14 protein-coding genes and 1 riboswitch are annotated in these 19,951 nt (G+C 29.3%); all 14 genes read left to right on the forward strand.

Features of this window, described 5'->3' with window-relative positions; genetic code table 11:
* The first annotated feature begins 8 nt into the window (after window positions 1–8).
* The 14 genes from JHL18_RS05360 to JHL18_RS05425 all read left to right on the forward strand — a co-directional run bounded on the left by JHL18_RS05360 (window position 9) and on the right by JHL18_RS05425 (window position 19,598).
* Entirely contained in the window at window positions 9–3,296 is a 3,288-nt protein-coding gene (locus JHL18_RS05360; protein WP_200266863.1) for a ligand-binding sensor domain-containing protein, read from the forward strand.
* A gap of 149 nt (window positions 3,297–3,445) precedes the next feature.
* The gene (locus JHL18_RS05365; protein WP_200266865.1) at window positions 3,446–4,036 is read left to right on the forward strand and encodes a hypothetical protein; all 591 of its coding nucleotides are present in this window, start codon (window positions 3,446–3,448) and stop codon (window positions 4,034–4,036) included.
* Window positions 4,037–4,430: 394 nt separating this feature from the next.
* Window positions 4,431–4,865 (forward strand): Rrf2 family transcriptional regulator, encoded by a 435-nt coding sequence (locus JHL18_RS05370; RefSeq protein ID WP_200266867.1) that lies wholly within the window; start codon window positions 4,431–4,433, stop codon window positions 4,863–4,865.
* Window positions 4,866–5,128: 263 nt separating this feature from the next.
* The gene (locus tag JHL18_RS05375) at window positions 5,129–5,875 is read left to right on the forward strand and encodes a LytR/AlgR family response regulator transcription factor (protein ID WP_200266869.1); all 747 of its coding nucleotides are present in this window, start codon (window positions 5,129–5,131) and stop codon (window positions 5,873–5,875) included.
* 253 nt (window positions 5,876–6,128) lie between these two features.
* Window positions 6,129–6,485, forward strand: a complete 357-nt coding sequence (locus tag JHL18_RS05380) for a response regulator (protein WP_200266871.1) — start codon at window positions 6,129–6,131, stop codon at window positions 6,483–6,485.
* 23 nt (window positions 6,486–6,508) lie between these two features.
* Window positions 6,509–8,539, forward strand: a complete 2,031-nt coding sequence (locus tag JHL18_RS05385; protein ID WP_200266873.1) for a chemotaxis protein CheA — start codon at window positions 6,509–6,511, stop codon at window positions 8,537–8,539.
* 16 nt (window positions 8,540–8,555) lie between these two features.
* Complete coding sequence (locus tag JHL18_RS05390) at window positions 8,556–9,023, forward strand: chemotaxis protein CheW (protein ID WP_200266875.1); 468 nt, start codon at window positions 8,556–8,558, stop codon at window positions 9,021–9,023.
* A gap of 24 nt (window positions 9,024–9,047) precedes the next feature.
* Window positions 9,048–11,123 carry a HAMP domain-containing methyl-accepting chemotaxis protein gene (locus JHL18_RS05395; RefSeq protein WP_200266877.1) on the forward strand — a complete coding sequence of 692 codons (2,076 nt, stop codon included), beginning with the start codon at window positions 9,048–9,050 and terminating at the stop codon, window positions 11,121–11,123.
* A 246-nt stretch (window positions 11,124–11,369) separates the two neighbouring features.
* Window positions 11,370–11,942 (forward strand): DUF3867 domain-containing protein, encoded by a 573-nt coding sequence (locus JHL18_RS05400; protein ID WP_200266879.1) that lies wholly within the window; start codon window positions 11,370–11,372, stop codon window positions 11,940–11,942.
* A gap of 434 nt (window positions 11,943–12,376) precedes the next feature.
* A complete protein-coding gene (gene plsY, locus JHL18_RS05405; protein WP_200266997.1) occupies window positions 12,377–12,979 on the forward strand; it encodes a glycerol-3-phosphate 1-O-acyltransferase PlsY in 603 nt (200 codons plus the stop codon).
* 299 nt (window positions 12,980–13,278) lie between these two features.
* Window positions 13,279–14,556: a helix-turn-helix domain-containing protein gene (locus JHL18_RS05410; protein ID WP_200266881.1), complete on the forward strand. Its 1,278-nt coding sequence runs from the start codon at window positions 13,279–13,281 to the stop codon at window positions 14,554–14,556.
* 77 nt (window positions 14,557–14,633) lie between these two features.
* Window positions 14,634–14,777: a hypothetical protein gene (locus JHL18_RS05415; protein ID WP_200266883.1), complete on the forward strand. Its 144-nt coding sequence runs from the start codon at window positions 14,634–14,636 to the stop codon at window positions 14,775–14,777.
* A 1,117-nt stretch (window positions 14,778–15,894) separates the two neighbouring features.
* Entirely contained in the window at window positions 15,895–17,853 is a 1,959-nt protein-coding gene (locus JHL18_RS05420; RefSeq protein ID WP_200266885.1) for an endonuclease MutS2, read from the forward strand.
* A 109-nt stretch (window positions 17,854–17,962) separates the two neighbouring features.
* A riboswitch (purine riboswitch) is annotated at window positions 17,963–18,066 on the forward strand.
* A 128-nt stretch (window positions 18,067–18,194) separates the two neighbouring features.
* Window positions 18,195–19,598: an NAD(P)/FAD-dependent oxidoreductase gene (locus JHL18_RS05425; RefSeq protein WP_200266887.1), complete on the forward strand. Its 1,404-nt coding sequence runs from the start codon at window positions 18,195–18,197 to the stop codon at window positions 19,596–19,598.
* Window positions 19,599–19,951: the final 353 nt, after the last annotated feature.

A 19,951-nucleotide genomic window follows, 5' to 3' on the forward strand; every position in this document is an offset into this window, starting at 1 on the left:
GTTGAAATATGATAAAAGATGCAGAAGATAATCTTACAGCATTTGTAGGAGGGGTCTATATTAGTAAGGGCATTATAAAAAAATTAATAAACTTCATTATTGTGTTTATATTATGTGTATCAATGGACATTACTAAAGCTAGCGCAATTGAAAGCGATACAAAATTCAAAAGAGTTGAAACTGAAAATGGATTATCTCAAACATCTGCTCAAATTATTATTCAAGATTCAAAAGGATATATGTGGATAGGAACTTCAGATGGTGCAAATAGATATGATGGGCATCAATATAAGACCTATAAATATGAATTAGACAACAAGAATAGTCTTACTTCAAATAACGTAGATGATATTGTTGAAGATAATAATGGATTCATATGGTTAGCTACTAGCAAGGGGTTAAACAAACTTGATCCTAGTACAGAAAAAATAACAAGGTACACAAGTGATGAAAGGAATATGAATACCTTATCAAGTAGCAATGTATGGGCGCTTTTAAAGGATAGAGATGGCAATATATGGGCTGGAACTACAGCAGGCTTAGATATATATAATAAAAATACAGATAGCTTTTATAGGTACAATAATAATCCAAAGGATAATAATAGTCTAAGTAGTAATTTTATAACATGTTTGTTTCAAGACTTAGATGGCTTGATATGGATAGGAACTAAAAATGGTCTTAATAGTTATGATCCTTCTAAAAAGCAATTTACAAGGTATTTTAGTAGTGAAAATACTGATGGAAGTAATGATAACAATTATATAACAAAAATATCTGAAGATAGTAGTGGAAACATTTGGGTAGGTACATATGATAGTGGGCTCAGAAAATATAATAAATATAAGAACACTTACGTAGAGTTTAGAAATAAAAGTGATGATAAGAATTCAATTCCATCAAATAACATCCAAGCCTTATATAAGGATTCCTTAGGAAACTTATGGATAGGAACAAATAATGGCTTGAGTAAATACGATAGTGTTACAAATAAATTTATTAATTATAAAAATAAGTACTATGATTCAAAAAGCCTCGTAAATGATGATGTAGTAAGCATCTATCAAGATAAATCAGGGCTTATTTGGGTGGGAACCAATAAAGGGATTAGTACCTTTCAGCCTTATGTAAATTTTAAAAATTATTCTATGAATCCTGCTGAAAAAAACGGACTTAGTGATGATATGATAAGCGGTGCATATGAAGATAACGAAGGTATACTTTGGGTTGGAACAAATTCTGGAACTCTAAATAGGGTTGATAGGTCTACTGGAGAGGTTAAATACTATAAAAATGGATCTAATTCTAGAATAGTAAGTTTAACTGGGGACTCAGAGGGACATATTTGGTTATCTACTGATAATGGATTATATGATTTTAATAGGAATACTAAAGAGTTTAAATTGTATACTACTAGCTCTAAGAAAGATGAAACAGAAACAACTTCTATTACAAATAAGAATGTTAAATTCACATATGAGGATAAGAGTGGAGTTCTTTGGATTTGTACAAGAGATGGTTTAGATTCATTAGATATAAGTAGTGGTAAGTTTACTCATTATAAAGATCTATTCAAGCAGAATGGTGTGACTGATGGCTTTATATCGTATATATACGAAGACCAAGATGGTATAATGTGGGTTGGATGCGGCCTGGATGGTGGACTTATAAGATTTGATAGAAAATCAAATAAGATAAAAATATATAGAAATGACAGCAATGACACGAATTCACTTACTTCAAATAGTGTTAAGTCTATAGCAGAGGATAGTTTAGGTAACATATGGATTGCAACAAATCATGGATTAAATAGACTAAATAAGGAAAAAGAACAGTTTGAGAGATACACTGAAAAAGATGGACTTGTTAATAATTATTTGTATGGTGTTTTGATAGATGAATATAATAACCCATGGGTAAGCACTAATGGAGGGCTATCAAAGTTTGATGTAAATAAAAATACCTTTGTAAATTATGATGAATCGGATGGACTTCAAGGTCATGAGTTTAATGAATATTCTTTTTATAAAACTTACTCTGGCGAGATGTTTTTTGGAGGTATTAATGGATTAAATAGTTTTTATCCTTCGGAAATTATTCAAACTGGATATGTGCCAACAGTTTCTATACAGAAGCTTAAAGTTTTCAACAAGGACATTAATATTCAGAATGAAATGCAACTTAAGTATAATGAAAACTATTTTAATTTTAATTTCTTTGTTACTGACTACAAGAATACAAATAAGAATGAGTATGCTTATATGTTAGAAGGTGTAGATAAGGATTGGGTTTATTCAGCTAATAGAAACATAGCATCATATACTAATATAAATAGCGGTACATATGTATTTAAAGTGAAAGGGAAAAATAGTAGTGGAGTTTGGAGTAAGCCGACCAGTATAAAAATTATAATAACTAAACCACCATGGAAATCAATTTATGCTTATTTGGTATATGTTCTTATATTTGTAGCTATTGCATATTTCATATGGAACTATGTAAATATACTAGAGAACTTGGTGAAACAAAGAACTTCAGAACTAAAAAGCAAACTTGAAGAAAATGAACAATTGTATGCTAAATTAATAGACAATGAAAAATTTAAGAATAATTATTTCGTTAATTTATCTCATGAATTAAGGACTCCGTTAAATGTTATTCTTTCAGCAGTACAATTGGTAAATAACTATGATGAGGAAGAAAATAGGATAAGTAAACCTAAGCTCAAAAGCTATATGGATATTGTGGATAGAAATTCTAATAGATTATTAAAGGTTATTAATGATTTAATAGATTCATCAAAGATAGAAGCAGGGCAGTATAAGCTTAAATTTATTGAAACTGACATAGTTAATGTAGTTGAAGAAACAGCTCTTTCGATGAAAGATTATATTGAAAACAACGGATTGGAACTTATAATTGATCCGGATATTGAGGAAAAAAATATTGAATGTGCTCCTACTGAAATTGAAAGATGTGTGATAAATCTTCTTTCTAATGCTGTTAAATTCACTAATAAAGGTGGAAGAATAACAGTTTTAATAAATGATTTAGGTGAGTATGTAAGAATAACTGTAAAAGATACAGGTATTGGTATATCGGAGGAAAATCAAGGCATCATATTCCAAAGATTTAGTCAAGTGGATAATAGTACTATGACTAATAAAATTGGTAGTGGAATTGGTCTGACTTTAGTGAAAAATTTGGTTGATTTGCATAACGGAACGATAGAAGTTAGAAGTAAATTAAACGAAGGTAGCGAATTTATAATGACTTTGCCAACAAAAGTGTTATAGAATATTTAGATGATTCCTAATGACCATATTTAGTTGTTAGGAATCATCTATTTTAAAAACTTATTTTTACGCTTTATTATTATTTACAATAACAAATTTAGTTTATAATTATAAGATATTATTATAATCAATTTAATTGGGTGAGCTTATTGAAAAGAGATAATTGTAAAAAAGATTCTGCTAATAATTATGAGCTTAAATACAATAACAGTGAGTATGGAGAGAACAATAACTTAGGAAATAATGTAAATGAGTGGAGAACATATAATAATATAAATTGTAAAAGTGGTAATGTTTATTATAATGATAATAGAGTCTTTGCTTTTTTAAGTAGTTATATTTCTAATGGAAACTCAATAGTACCTTTTGCTAATTCAAATATACAAATAAGCCTAAGGAGTTTTATCATTGGTTTAGCAGTACACCTTAAAGAAAATGATGGTGAGTTATTAAGTTTTAGTAATAATATAGTTACTAATGATCCTATAAATAATAGTCTATTTAACACAAGTGAACAGGACAAAAATAGATTTATAGGGATATTATCAGTATATAGTTCAAATGGGAATGCAATAACTCAAAGCTTGAATTATAATATTCAGATAAGTATGAAAACTTTTCTCATAGTTTTACTTAGCTATTATAGAGAAGCTATTCCGCAATTGTATTTCAGAAATAATAATTATGTTATTCCAGAAAAAATTAATAGAGATATGGCGGAATTGTTTATAGTAAGATAGGAGATAAAGATGTGCCATGTCGATTCGAAAACTATTTTTAAAACTCTCACTGATTTTGGTGATAGAATTTAAAAAGAATAAATTTAATTAGGAAGTTGTACATCTATAGTTGATTATATTATTTTAAATTTTGTATAATATAGATAGAATATATACAGTTGGCATATATATAGTTTTTATGCTTTCTTAATATTTCAAGCTTTTATATTAAAAATGATATTAATATATGAGTTTTATTACGAAGTGTTACATCTAAAGATGTACTAGTTCGAACCGAAAACAATTTTTAAAACTCGCACGGATTTTGGTGAGAGAATTTAAAAATATAAATTTATTACGAAGTAGTACAACTATAAATAGAATAAAAACATAAGAATGTAGGATGGGTGATTTTGTGAAAGTTTCAACTAAAGGAAGATATGGATTAAAGGCATTAATAGATTTAGCTATTAACTCAGGAGAAGAAACTGTTACTATTAAGAGTATTTCAGAGAGACAAAATATATCAGAAGGATATCTTGAACAAATATTTTGTGTACTTAGAAGAAGTGGCTTGGTAATTGGTAGAAAAGGTGCGCAAGGTGGATATTCTTTACCTAAGTCTCCTAGTGAAGTAACTGTAGGAGAGATATTAAGGATTTTAGAAGGTAGTCTGGTTTTAGTAGATATAAATCATGATAAGGATATAGATAGTTTAGATAAGTGTATAAATGATAATCTTTGGGATATGATAAATAAGAAAATAAATGATTATTTTGATTCAATAACCCTTGAAGATTTGGTTAATAAGTACAAGGATAGTAACGATAGCATTGTATACTTTATTTAAGAGATTATTAAAGGACTTTATTTTTGAATAAAGTCCTTTAATTCTATCCATACTTATTTAAGTAACTTAAGTATATTAATGTGAATATGTACAAATTCAAAAAAATAGTGTTAATTAGTTTATATAAATTTATTAGCAATTAATAATTGTAAGTACAAGACTATTTTGAATAAACATAAATTAAATCTTCATAAGGTTACATACAGATGCTGAAATATAATTAGAAATACATTTAAAAATGACATATTTTTATAGGAGAAATTATGTTAAATATTTATATTTGTGATAGTAATGAAAAATTAAGAAAAGATACAGAAAAAATAATGACAGAGTTATTTGAAAAGCATAATATACAAGCAGGTATTGTACTTAGTACGGCTAATCCAGAGGAAATAATTAAGAAAGCTTATCAGTTTAATGATAATAATATCTACATACTAGATACTAATTTTGAAAGTAGCATTAATGGTTTTGCTCTAGCAAAAAAAATAAGAGAATTTGATATAGAGGGATATATAATTTTTTTAACCAGTCATATTGAACTTATGATGATGACCTTTGAATATAAAGTAAGGTCTTTAGATTATATAAGTAAAGACGACAATAATAAAATTAAAAACAGGTTAGAAGAATGTTTATTAAAATGTGATTATGAAATTCATAATATGAAAAGAAGTGTAAATACAAATATATTAAAAGTTAAAGTGGGAAGCAAGCTGATAACGATTGATCAAAGAAATATAGAGTATATAGAAACAATAGATTCAAACCATAAGATAAGAATAAAAACTGTAATGAAAGAAATTGAAGCCTATGGTGTACTTAAGGATTTAGAAAAACAATTGGATAAAAATACATTTGTTAGGTGTCATAGATCTTATATAGCTAATTTAAATCAAATTGCTGAAATAGATAAAAGTAAGTATATTGCAACTACAAAGAGCGGAAGTTCGTTTTATATATCTAAAAGCTATATGAAAGATATTTTACTAAAAATAAATAAAATTTAAGCTGTATATTGATATGAAAAGCAAGTGAACTTACATTGACTTTGTATAGAAGTTTTAATTTAATTATAATGATTATTAAAACGTTGATTAATTAAATGTACAAATATGAGCTTTTCGCGGAAAAAGTAAATGCTCTCGCGTAACAGAAAACGTTTACAAACCGGAAAACAGGATAGACCTACCCATTAGCATGTTAATATAGAGTGAAATAAGCCGATACTTATAATGAAACATTTCAAATTGAGGTGCAAATATGAAAAGAGTAATGATTGTTGATGATTCGAGTTTTTTGAGGTTAAGTTTAAAAAGGATATTGATAGCAGAGGGATTTGAAGTTGTAGTAGAAGCTGTAGATGGTTTGGATGCTATTGAGAAATATGAAGAGTATAATCCTGACATAGTATCAATGGACATAACGATGCCAAGTTTGAATGGTATAGATGCTATTAAGGAATTAAAGAAGATAGATAATAATGTAAATATAATTGTAATATCTTCATTAGGGCAAGAAAGTCAAGTGAAAAAGGCCTTTTTAGCTGGCGCTACAAACTTTGTTGTAAAACCTTTTCAAGAAAGTTTTGTGAAAGAAGCCTTCAATAAGATCTTATAGAGAGGTTAGGAGGTAGATATTTAATGAATGAATCTTTTGATAAAGAAATAATAGATCTTTTCATTTCTGAAACAAGCAGTCTTGTGGAAGATTTAGAAAGAATATCTTTAGGACTAAGCGAATGTTCAGTCCTGTATGAAAATATAAATGAGATATTTAGAATAATGCATACCATAAAAGGTAATTCAGCAATAATGAATTTTAATACAATTTCCAAGTATGCACATTCTTTAGAAGACCTGTTTGATAAGGTCAGAGCATTAAAGTTAATGGAGTTAGATTCTTCTAAGATATCTGATTTTATATTGAGTTTTATAGATTTTGTGTCGAGGCAGTTAGAAATAATACAAGAAGGAAAGATTCCAGAAGAATCATCAGAAGACAATGTTAATGAAATAAAAACTTTTGTGTCACTTTTACGCAATAATATGTCTGAAAATTCTGGAAATTGTTGTTCTGGTAGAAAAGAAAGCTCCTTTAAATTTAATATCTTATTCTCAGAAGGATGTGGAATGGAGAATATACGAGCTTTTACTATTATACATAGATTGAAAGAAATATGTAATATAACTGAACTTATACCGAAAGACATAGAAGAAAATGAGAATTCAATAGAAGAAATAATAAAAAATGGATTTACCATAAAATTAGATACTAAAATCAGTGAAGTTGAAATACTTAAAGTTATAAATGAGATAGCATTTATAAAAGAGATAAAAGTCCTAAAGGACAATATTGAGACTGAAGTTGTAACTGAAAAAGAGCCGAATATTATGGAGGAAAAGAACCAAGGCTCTGAAAAAAACAAAGTTAGTAATGAAGATATATCTGCAATATCCAGTGATACTAATATAAAGAGCGACAACGCAAAAGAAGATGTGAAAAAGCATAAACTAAAGACTGACACTCTAAACGTAGATGTGGATAAGTTGGACTATCTTTTTGACTTAGTGGGAGAGATAGCTATAGCGGAGGCTGCTGTAACTAAGAATAAGATCATTTCTCAGATTGAAGCTGAGGAAGATGAAACCTTCAACAAAGCAGTGAGAAATTTAAGAAAGCTAATAGATAATATGCAAAATACAGTAATGGCTATAAGGATGGTTCCTTTAACCTCTACTTTTCAAAAAATGCATCGTTTAGTGCGAGACATGGGGAAAAAGTTAAACAAAGATGCCGAGTTGGTGATAGTTGGTGAAGAAACTGAAGTTGATAAAAGTGTAATAGAACATATATCAGATCCTCTAATGCATATCATAAGAAATTCTATGGATCATGGAATAGAAGAGAGTGGGCAAAGAGTAAGTACTGGAAAGTCTCCGAAGGGAAAAATAATTTTAGAAGCTAAAAATATGGAGGGATACGTTTGGGTAATAATAAAAGATGATGGAAAAGGATTAGATAAAAACAAAATCTATACTAAAGCGGTAGACAAAGGTATGACTAATAAAAGTATAGAGGAGTTAAGTGATGAGGAAATCTTTTCGTTTATATTTCTGCCAGGGTTTTCTACTAATGAAAGCGTTACGGAGTTTTCTGGTAGAGGAGTAGGTATGGATGTAGTTACCAAGAATATTGAGAAAATAAGAGGAAAGGTTAGTGTAGAAAGTATCCCTAATATAGGGACAACCATATATATAAAGATACCTTTGACATTGGCTATAATACAAGGAATGTTCGTGAAAGTTGGACAAAGCCAATTTGTAATCCCAACTAACTTCATAAAAGAATGCTTTAGTGGAAGTACAAATGAAATAATCACTGATCACAATGGTAATGAGATGATATACATAAGAGGGAAAACTTATGAACTTATAAGATTATCAAATTATTTTTCTATAAGTGGGGTGCGAGATAGTAATAAAGAAGGCATAGTTATAATGACTGAATATGAATCAAAGATTAAATGTGTTTTTGTGGATGAACTTTTAGGAGAGCAGCAGATAGTAATAAAGCCATTACCTGAAATGTTTAAAAACTTAAAATATATAACAGGATGTACGATTATGGGAGATGGCACAATATCTTTAATAATTGACATGACAACAATATAGTTATGGAGGAGAAAACATGAGTGAATATCTAGAAGAAAAGTTAGACGATAATGACACTCTTAGTGGAAAATATATTACTTTCTATATAGAAAAAGAATTTTATGCAATCGAAGTGAGATATGTTTTAGAGATAATAGGAATACAACCCATAACTGAGATACCGAAGACTCCAGAATACATAAAAGGAATAATAAATTTAAGAGGAAAGATAATACCAGTTATGGATGTTAGGACTAAGTTTAAGAAGGATTTTGTTGAATACCATGAAAGAACATGCGTTATTGTAGTAGAAGTGGAGAAAGTATCAACTGGATTAATAGTGGATGGTGTTTCAGAAGTTATGAAGATTGACAGTAGCATGATATCTCCAATTCCCGCTCATGACAATGAAAGTCGATATATAAGTGGAATAGGGAGGCTTGGAGAAGATATAAAGATCATACTTGACTGTAAGGAATTGATAAATGGAATAGAAATATACTAAAGAAGAATGAAGGGATGATAAATTATGAAGCTTTTTAAGAATATGAAGATAGGTGGAAAGATAATATCGGGATTTGTAATAATAGCAGTGCTTACAGCTATTATGGGAATAATAACATACGTAAATTTTTCGAAAATGGATAAACTTGATACAGAACTTTATGAAAAAAATACAAAGGCAATTTCAAGTCTTGGAAACGCAGCGGTATCATATCAAAGAATGAGAGTTAATATAAGAGAATTTTTTGAAAATGATCAAGCAGGAAAAGAAAAGAATCTTGCGAAAATTGCAGAACTAAAGGTAACTTTAGAAAAAGATTTAACTGATTTTCAAAAAACTAATTTGAGTAATGATGAAAGTATTCAATTAGAAAATTTAAGAAAGAACATTCAAGGTACATATGAATTATGGAACAATGTTATATCCATGGTTAATAATGGAAAGGTGCAAGAAGGTAGGCAAGAATTATTTGTCAATGGTAAAGTCATTGCAACGGCTGTAGATGACCAATTCAATAAAATGGTTGATTACAATTTAAGTCAAGCTTCAAACAAATCAGATAGTAATAGTGAAACGGCAAGAGGAGCGAAGACAATAATTATTGTATTAACTTTTATAGTCAGTATATTTGCTTTAATAATAGGATGGTTAATATCAAGAAGTATAAGTAAACCAGTTAATAAGCTTACTGATAATGCTAGAAAACTAGCAAAAGGAGATATAGAAGTAGAGAAAGTTGCTATTGAGGGGAAAGACGAAATTGCCGAGTTATTTATAGCTTTCGATAATATGATCGAAAATATAAGAAGCCAAGCTATAATAACAGAGAGAATAGCCAAGGGTGAGTATTATGATAGTATAGAAGCTAAGTCTGAAAAGGATGTACTAGGTAATAGCTTGATAAAACTAAATTCCAATATTAAAAATATACTTGCAGAAACTAGCTTGTTAACAGCAGCTGCAAAAGATGGACAACTTAATAGAAGAGGAGATGCAAATAAGTTTAGTGGTGGTTGGAGTGTATTAATTACTGGAGTAAATGAATTGTTGGATGAAATTTTGAAACCTATTAGTGAAGCATCAGAGGTATTAAAGGCTATTTCTAATGGAGATCTTAATGTAGCAGTTAAAGGTGAATATAAAGGAGATCACGCTATTATTAAGAATAACTTAAATGCAACTATCAGCAATTTAAGGGGATATATTGATGATATAAGCTATACTTTAACAGAAATGTCCTCTGGTAACCTAACTATTAGTATATCAAAAGACTATCTGGGAGATTTTAGAAAAATAAAAGATTCAATTAATCTTATTGTAGACTCTTTGAATTCAACTTTAAAAGAAATTAGTGACGTATCTGAGCAGGTTGCAAGTGGAGCAAATATGATATCTAACTCAGCTCAATCGATGGCATCTGCAGCTACTGAACAAGCTAGTGTTATAGAAGAAATTACTGCATCTATAACTGAGATTGCGTCTCAAACTACAGAGAATTCTGCAAATGTTAATAAAGCTAATAGCATAGCTACTGAAGCAAGTGTGAATGCAATAAAGGGTAATGAACATATGAAGGAAATGCTGTTATCTATGGAAGATATAAATAGGTCAGCTGTAGATATATCTAAGATTATAAAAGTTATAGACGAGATAGCATTCCAAACAAATATATTAGCTCTTAATGCAGCAGTTGAAGCAGCTAGAGCAGGGCAACAAGGTAAAGGGTTTGCGGTAGTTGCTGATGAAGTAAGAAACTTGGCGGCAAGAAGTTCTAAAGCTGCTAAGGAAACTACAGAACTCATAGAATCTTCAATATCAAAAGCTGAGTCAGGCAAAATAACTGCAAATGAAACTGCAAAAGTTTTAGATGGAATAGTTGATAAGATAGGTTCTGTTGCCGAAATAATGGAGCAGATATCTGAAGCATCTAGTGAGCAGGCAACGGCTAGTACTCAGGTAAATCAAGCTATAGAAGAAGTTGCAGAAACTACTCAAATAAACTCTACTAGTATAGAGGAAAGTGCATCTGCAAGCGAGGAATTATCTCTTCAAGCTAATGTTCTTAAGGAAAAGGTTTCAAAGTTTAAGTTTAAAAAATAATATACAATAAACGAGTTTAAATACACTAGATTAGTTATTTTGGTTATACTAATCTAGTGTATTATATTTTAAAGCATACCTATGAAGGTAGCGCTGTTAAAGTACTGTATTGAAATATAATCTAAATATAATAAATATTTAATGGTATCTTAAGATTGATTTGTTATAATTAGATTAAGAGATGTTTTGGAAAATTCAATAAATTTATATAAATATTTTGCAATACTAGGAAGGAGTCGATTTTAAATGGATGATAAAATAGTAGATTTTAATGAACTGAAAAATAAAGCTAAGGATAAGGATGTAGATAAGTTTGAGGACTATATCTATGGTTTGTATTACTCAGTAGCCCAGGGAACCTTGTCTATGGCTGATTTTACTACAAAAATAATGAAGTATATGGAAGAAAATGATATCTCACAAGAAAAGTTTTTTAATATGCAGAAAAAGCTTATGGAGAGATATGGATTTGATTCTAGCTTTTTGGAGAATCAAGCTAAAATTCTAGGTATTAATCCTAATTCTGTTGGGAACTTAGGTGCTGGTCAAAATTATGAAGCCATGAGAAAAACTATTAGTTTTACTGAAAAATATAAAGGGAAGACAGTTCCTAAGAGTGTACTTACTTACAGTATAAGTAATAAGTCAAACGAGTTAGACCTAATCTTGGAAGGGGATATTGTCATATTAAAAAGTAATAAAAAGATTGATCTCAAAGATGTAGAGTTAAATGAATTTCTATGTTCTTACAAGAAACTTCAAGATGATAAGAATTTGAAGATATCTATCTGTGAGAACGTGGGAGAGTATGAATATTGATTTCTATGAAAAAGATGTTTGAGGAAAACAGGTTATAATAAAAGAAGATATAAACAATTAGGTATATCTATATATGATTTTTTTAAGTAATATAAAAATAGAGCGAATAAGATTAGTTCGCTCTATTTTTACTTTATCATTGAATAAAATTGCTTTAGTTACCTTAATTATTATTTTATAAATTATTCAGATGGAGTGTAGGTATATAGAATAATCATGAAAATTTATAAAAAAATATTGAAAAATGTTTTCTTAATAGCATTTTTCATTTATTATAGTAAAGGTAGATAAATTTAATGGTCAATTTATCAAGATATAAAGGGTATAATTATCTGAAATATATAACAGCTCCTTGAGAAAGTCAGTTGGATATATGAAATTACAAATATTTACATGTAACAACAAATGAAAGGAAATGAATTGAATTGATGGACATTTTAATAGCTTTGGTTTTAAGTTTAATCGCATATTTGGCAGGATCTATACCTACAGGATACATATTGGTTAAAAAAATTAAAGGAATAGATATAAGAACAGTTGGAAGCGGAAATATAGGTTCTACGAATGTAAGAAGAATAGGTGGAACGTATATATCGTTAGCAACTCAGGTTGTAGATATATTAAAGGGGTTACTTCCAGTAGCTATATCGAGCTATTTAATAAATAAAGGAATTATAGATATTAGTTTTGATAAAAATATATTACTCGCAGTTATAGGTATTAGTTCTATAGTTGGGCACAATTATCCTATATTTCTAAAATTTAAAGGTGGAAAAGGTGTTAATACGACAGCGGGAGTGTTTTTGTTTTTAGCGCCTAAAGCATTAATTGCTGCGGCAGTGGTTTTCTTTATCTTAAAGTTAGCTACGTCAATAGTTTCAATAAGATCTATGATTCTTGCTATGGCATTAATTATAGCTGCTATACTGTTTAGATACCCGAATCCTATAGTGTTTTGTACTGTGTTTGCAGCAGGTCTTCTAATATTTAGACATAAAGCAAATATACAGAGGCTAATAAAGGGTGAAGAAAAATAACTAATTAATTTCAATAATACTATATAGATACATACTAGATTTAAGTCATATTAAACTAAAAAAGTTTAATATGACTTTTTTTATTTATTAGAGTGGAATAAAACAAAATTGATTAAGAATGAAATCTTAATGTGAAAAAAGTGTACATTAAGATGAATAAAAGTAAGATTTTTGACAATAAAGCAATAGAAAAGTTAACTAATAAAGAAAAATATAGTGATTTTTTTAAAAAATAGGAATATAATTAAATATATGTTTGTATAAAGATGTTAATTTTACATAAAATGGTGGTGGTGTAGGTGGATTTTTACAATCCTAACGAAAAGATAAGGCTCATGAGAAAGCAGCTTGGAATTAATCAATCACTTCTAGAAGACGTTAATATGACTAGAGCCTTTATAAGCATGATGGAAAGCGGCAAAAGAAGAATAAGCAGAAAGAGTTCTGAGATATTGGCAAGGAAATTTAACTCTATAGCTAAAGAGATGTCTATCAATATAAATCTAGATGATCAATATTTTTATAGGCTTCCAGAAGAAGATGCAAAGTTCTACTGCGAAAAAGAGCTTTCAAAAAAAGAAATCAGTCATGAAGAACTTGAGGATATTATAGAAGTGGCAAAAACATATCAATTAAGTGATATGCTAATTAATGCATATAAGATTAATGGTGAGATATATTTTGTTGAATCAGATTATATGAAAGCTTTTACTAACTTTAGCAACTCACTGGGAAAATGTAAGGAAGTTAATGAAAATTTATTGCAGACTTATATCTATAATGCTATGGGAGTTTGCAAAATTAGAAGAAATGAAGATGAAGAAGCGGTTTTTTATTTTAGTCAAGCCTTGTGGTATGCAAAAGAACAAGATAATGATTTGTATTTTATAAAAGCTAGTTACAATTTAGCTTTAGGGTATTCAAAAATCAAGGAATATGATAAGTGTTTAGAAGTCATCGAAAAAAATATCCTAGAAAAGGATATAAGTGAAAAAAATGAAGATCTGCTAAAGGCGAGAATATTAAAAGCTAATACTTATTTAAGGCTTGGTAAAAAAGAAGAAGTGCTTCAGGAATATGTAAAAATAATTAATGCGCTAAAGGAAGATGATATAGATACACTGTCAATGCTTTACAATAATATTGCTGAATATCATTATAAAAATGAACAATTTGAAGAAAGTTTAAAATACATAAATAAAGCACAAAAGTTAAGAAATAGAGAGTTTACTTCAATAATTCTAGATACAAAAGGAAAAATATTTTTAAAGCAAGGACTATACAATGAAGGAATAATGATATTTGAGTTAGCTATAAGTTTTGCAGAAGAATATAAGCAATTTACGGTTTTATTTGAGATATATAAAGATTTGATAAAAGTATATGAACTTATTGGTGATTTAGAAAAGGTAAAAGAATCGGCACAGACGCTTTTAGAAACTTTAGATAAAAATTGTATTGATAAAGGCAGAAGCTATGCTTTATATAAGCTTATAGAAATTAGCACAGCAGAAGGGAAGGTTGAAGAAAGTCTTAGATTGCTACATAAATTAAAACCTATGTTGATAGGTGAATAAGAATATTGGGTTGTGTTTAAATTTCAATAATGATATTAAACATAATTTTAATAAATATATTTATGAGGTGGTTAATAATGAAAAAGAGATTTACAAAGATAGTTTTAGTAGCTGTATTAATGGGGGTGTTTGTGATGCCAACAATAAAAACTATAAATCATAATAGCAATTTAGGACAAGTAACAATAAATATGATTGCTGACCCAGAAGCAAGCTTATAAAAATAAGGTTAAAAAGTATTGAAATTTGTATTTTGGAAATGCTATAATTAAGTTATCTTAAAGTAACAAGGAGAATGTTTATGAATGCTGAGGTTTCAAACTAAGTAAATTGAATATGGTCTAAATTTTGCAAAATACGCCTGATTTTAGGTTTATTTGTGTTGCGGTTTTAGACATGACTTAGTGAAACATCATAAGCAGCATTCTTTTATAAAGTATATGTGGCTGTGCTTGTGCACAGCTTTTTTTACTGTGAAAAATTGTTAGATTTGCGAGCTAGCTATACAGTAAAAAATAAGACTTATTCTCTGTAAGTTTCCTAATATGCGTTCGGAAAGGCATATTAGGAAAAAAGCTCATTGAAGAAGAGCGCTTCAGTGCCTTTTTTTAGTATTTAAGGGAAGCTTGGAGGGAGTTAGTAAGAGGTTATACTTTTTATATAATGAAATGTAGAGCTGTAAGTGAAGAAGGTTTTCACTTGCAGCTTTTTTGCTATATAAATTTGTTTTAGTATTGTCTAAAAACTGCAAACGAAAGTTAGATTAACGTTTTTTGTTTCATAAAGATTATAAAAAACTTTAAGTTAAATATTAAACAAAATCCTAGGAGGAATGAAATATGAGCATTGTAGGTAAAGCAATTAAGGGTAAAAGAGAAGGCGCTGTTAAAGCATAGTATTGAAATTAATTGGTTAATCATCCGACGCTTAAATGAGCTTACGCAAAGAATTAATATGATTTTGTCATATTCCATGGCTAAAACTGTAAACTCACTACGTTCGAACAGTACAGTTTTACTTTTTAACAATCCATATTTTTTATGAATATTTTATCTCTTAAATTTAAAAAAATAAAAAGGTTATTTGATTAAAAAGTAAAAAGTGAAAATATATCGCCTGCCAGAATTTCTTCACATACGTTCAGAAAAGGCAGATGCGTAAAAAAATCACTAATGAAGAACGATTAGCGATTTTTTAGAGCCATTTCATCTGAAAAAATCATTTAATTCTAATAGCTCGCTCATAGAGCGTCTTCTGTATAACCAATTAATTTCAACTATATTATTAAATATAGCCAGATAGAAAATCAAAACTATAAAAATACTGGAGGAATAAAAGTTGAATAATAAAGCAGTTGAAATATTGGAATTTAATAAAATAAAAGACGTATTAAAGGAATTCGCATTATCAGATTTAGCTAAGGAAAAGATAGATAAGCTAGAACCATATATGGATATAAGTATTGCTAAGAGACATATGAGAGAAACGACAGAGGCAAGAGCAATAGTAAATATTAGTTCAAGTATTCCTATTCATAGTTTAAAAGGAATAACTATTATCCAAGAAAAATTGAAAAAGGGTATGATACTTTCTGCAGAAGAACTTGAGTCAATAGGTAATCTATTAAAAGATGTAAGAAGGCTTAAGAATTTTATGAAAACAAAAGAACAAGTTGCACCATCAGTAAGTTCGTATGGTTTATCTTTATATGAAATGGAGCAAGTAGAACAGGAAATTGAAAAATCAATTTCTAGAGGTATGGTAGATGATAGGGCAAGTAATAAGCTTCAGAAGATCAGAAAAAAGATATTTATTTTAGAAGAGCGAATCAAATCTAAATTAGATAATATTTTAAGAAACGACAAATATAAAAGTTATATTCAAGACTCCCTAGTAAGTCAAAGGAATGGAAGATATGTTATACCTATTAAAAGTGAGCATAAAAGAAATTTTGATGGTAGTGTTCATGATAAATCCCAAAGTGGATCTACTGTATTTATTGAACCAGCTGAAGTTAGAAAGTACCAAGATGAACTTGAGGGAGAGAAGTTTGAAGAAGAAAAAGAAGTTTATAGAATACTGTCAGAACTTACTGCTATGGTAGCGTCCTATGAGCGAGAACTAAATATAAATATTGAGGGCATGAGCTATTATGATTTCTTATTTGCAAAAGGAAGGTATAGTAAGTCTATCGATGGAAATGAGGTTACGTTCAATTCTCAGAATATAATAAAGATAAACGCAGGAAGGCACCCTTTACTTGGAAATAATGCTATTCCTTTAGATTTTTCTATCGGTGAAGAATATAAAGGACTTGTAATTACAGGACCTAATACAGGTGGGAAAACAGTAGCCTTAAAGACAGTTGGACTTTTAAGTATGATGGCTCAATCAGGACTTCATGTTTCAGCAGGTAAAAATAGTGAATTTGCCATGTTAGGAGATATACTAGCAGATATAGGTGATGGACAGAGCATTGAACAAAGTTTAAGTACTTTCTCTTCTCATATTAAAAATATTATAAATATTCTAGAGATGGCAGATAAATATACCTTGGTAATATTAGATGAAGTTGGATCAGGAACAGATCCAGGAGAAGGTATGGGAATAGCTGTGGCTGTGCTCGAAAGACTTTATGAAAAGGGCTCAATTATATGTGCTACTACACACTATAATGAAATAAAAGATTTTGCTAAAGAGCATAAAGGTTTTATAAATGGTTCCATGGAATTTGACATAAATACTCTTAAGCCAAAGTACAAACTTAATATAGGAAAACCTGGTGAAAGTAATGCGTTTTTAATAGCTCTTAGACTAGGCATGGATAACAAAATAATAGAAAGAGCCCATGAGGTAACCTATAAGGAAAATAAGGCTTACGCTGATATAATGTTTGACCAAAAGATTTTAGAAAAAGATAAGGTAGAAGAGGAGAAGGAAAAACATTATAAGCAGGTTTCAAATATAAAAGCTTCTAACAAGATAAACAAAAAGATAGAGATTCAAAAACAAAGTCAGAAGCCTATGTTTGAAATTGGTGATTCAGTATTTATTAGCTTTATGAATAGAACAGGCATAATATGCGAAGAAGAAAATTCAAAAGGCGAATACGGTGTGATGGTAATGAAAAAGAAAATAAAGATTAACAAAAAGAGACTTTCTAAATATATTAGTAAAGGTGAGCTTTATCCCGAAGATTACGACTTTGATATAGTTTTTAAAAGTAAGAAATACAGGAAGGTAAATAAACTTTTAAATAAAGGAAAAACAGACGGATTAGTACTTGAAGAAGAATAGTTAAGTGAATGATAAAGTAATAAAAAGTTAACAATTATTTCTAAATAAACTTGTTGTATTTTGTTTAAAAATGCTGTAAACTTTCGTATTGGAAAGAATATTATTGTTAATAAAATAAATAATGTTCACTTATATAAGTCTAGTAATATGGGCTAGATGTTTCTACCGAGCTACCGTAAAAAGCTCTTGGCTATAAGTGTTGTAGATGTACCACTTCGTAGTAAAAATTATTATTTTTAAATTCTCTCACCAGAATCCGTGAGAGTTTTAAAAATAGTTTTCGGATCGAAGTGGTACATCCCAAAATACAGTCATCAGTTATTTTGAGGAGGATGGTTATTATGGAATATGATATCATTATTGTAGGTGCAGGCCCATCAGGAGTATTTACAGCATTAGAACTAGTAAGACAAAACAGAGATAAGAAAATCTTAATTGTTGAAAAAGGGAAAAGTGTAGATAAGAGACATTGCCCAAAAGAAAAAACAAAATACTGTGTAAATTGTAAGCCTTATTGTCATATAACTACTGGGTTTTCCGGCGCTGGTGCATTTTCAGATGGAAAGTTATCTCTAAGCTACGAAGTAGGTGGAGATCTACCGGACCTTATAGGAGCAGATGTTGCACAAGAATTTATAGATTATACTGATAATATATATTTGGAATTTGGAGCAGATCCCAAAATTGAAGGACTTGGTCATGAGGAAGAAGTAAAGGAAATAAGAAGAAAAGCTATAGAAGCAGGGTTAAAGCTAGTTGATTGCCCGATTAGACACCTTGGAACTGAAAAAGCTCATGAACTTTATTATAGAATAGAAAACTATTTAATAGATGCAGGAATAGAAATAAGATTTGATACTTTAGTGACAGATTTAATAATAGAAGACGGGGAAGCTAAAGGTATTAAACTAACTGATGCACTAACGAGATCAAAGGATGAAGAAATTTTGGGGGAAAAGATTATTGTTGGGACAGGGAGAAAGGGTGCTGATTGGCTTAACGATATGTGCGTTAAACACGATATAAACCATTATGCTGGAACTGTAGATATAGGAGTTCGTGTAGAACTAAGAAATGAAGTAATGGAAAAAGTTAATGAAGTGCTTTATGAATCAAAACTTATAGGATATCCAGCACCTTTTAAAAATAAAGTTAGAACCTTCTGCCAAAATCCAGGTGGTTTTGTTGCTCAAGAGAATTATGATGACAATATAGCTATAGTTAATGGTCACTCATTTAAAGAGAAAAAATCGAACAATACAAACTTAGCTATACTAAGTTCTCATAACTTTTCAAAGCCTTTTAATCAGCCAATAGAGTATGGTAAAAAGGTTGCTCAACTTGTAAACATGCTTGGCAACGGAAAGATTTTAGTCCAAAGATATGGTGATATATTAGATGGAAAGAGAACTTGGGATCATGAACTTGATAGATCAAATGTAAGATATACATTGCCAGATGCTGTAGCAGGGGATTTAACCTCAGCTATACCATATAGAACTATGACTAATATACTTAATTTTATCCAAGCAATGAATGTTGTAGTGCCTGGTTTTGCAAGTAGTGAAACTTTATTATATGGACCAGAGATAAAGTTTTACAGCAACAAGATTACTTTAGATGAAAAGTTTGAAACAAATATAAAAAATCTTCACTGTTTAGGAGATTCTAGTGGATGGACAAGAGGGCTTATGATGGCCTCTGTCATGGGAATACTAATGGGAAGATATCTTTGTGAAGAATAGAAGAATAATTAAAGTTTAGGCTGAGAATCTTTTCTCAGTCTATTCTTATATAGATAACGATATAATTAAACTTATATCTAAGAGTATTGTTAAAATTAAGTGGTTATGAAGGAGGTGCTATATGAGCGAGCTATTAGAATTAAATGATTTTCTCAGATGAAGTGGCTCTAAAAAATCGCTAATTGTTCTTTATTAGTGATTTTTTTACGCATCTGCCTTTTCTGAACGTATGTGAAGAAATTCTGGCAGGCGATATATTCTCGCTTTTTACTCTTTAGATAAAAAACCTTTTTAGTTTCATAATATCTAAAATATGAAAGACTTATAAAAAGTATGGATTAATAAAGAGTAAA

Origin of the sequence: Clostridium yunnanense (genome assembly GCF_016595795.1) — a bacterium.
Lineage (GTDB): Bacteria > Bacillota > Clostridia > Clostridiales > Clostridiaceae > Clostridium_AR > Clostridium_AR yunnanense.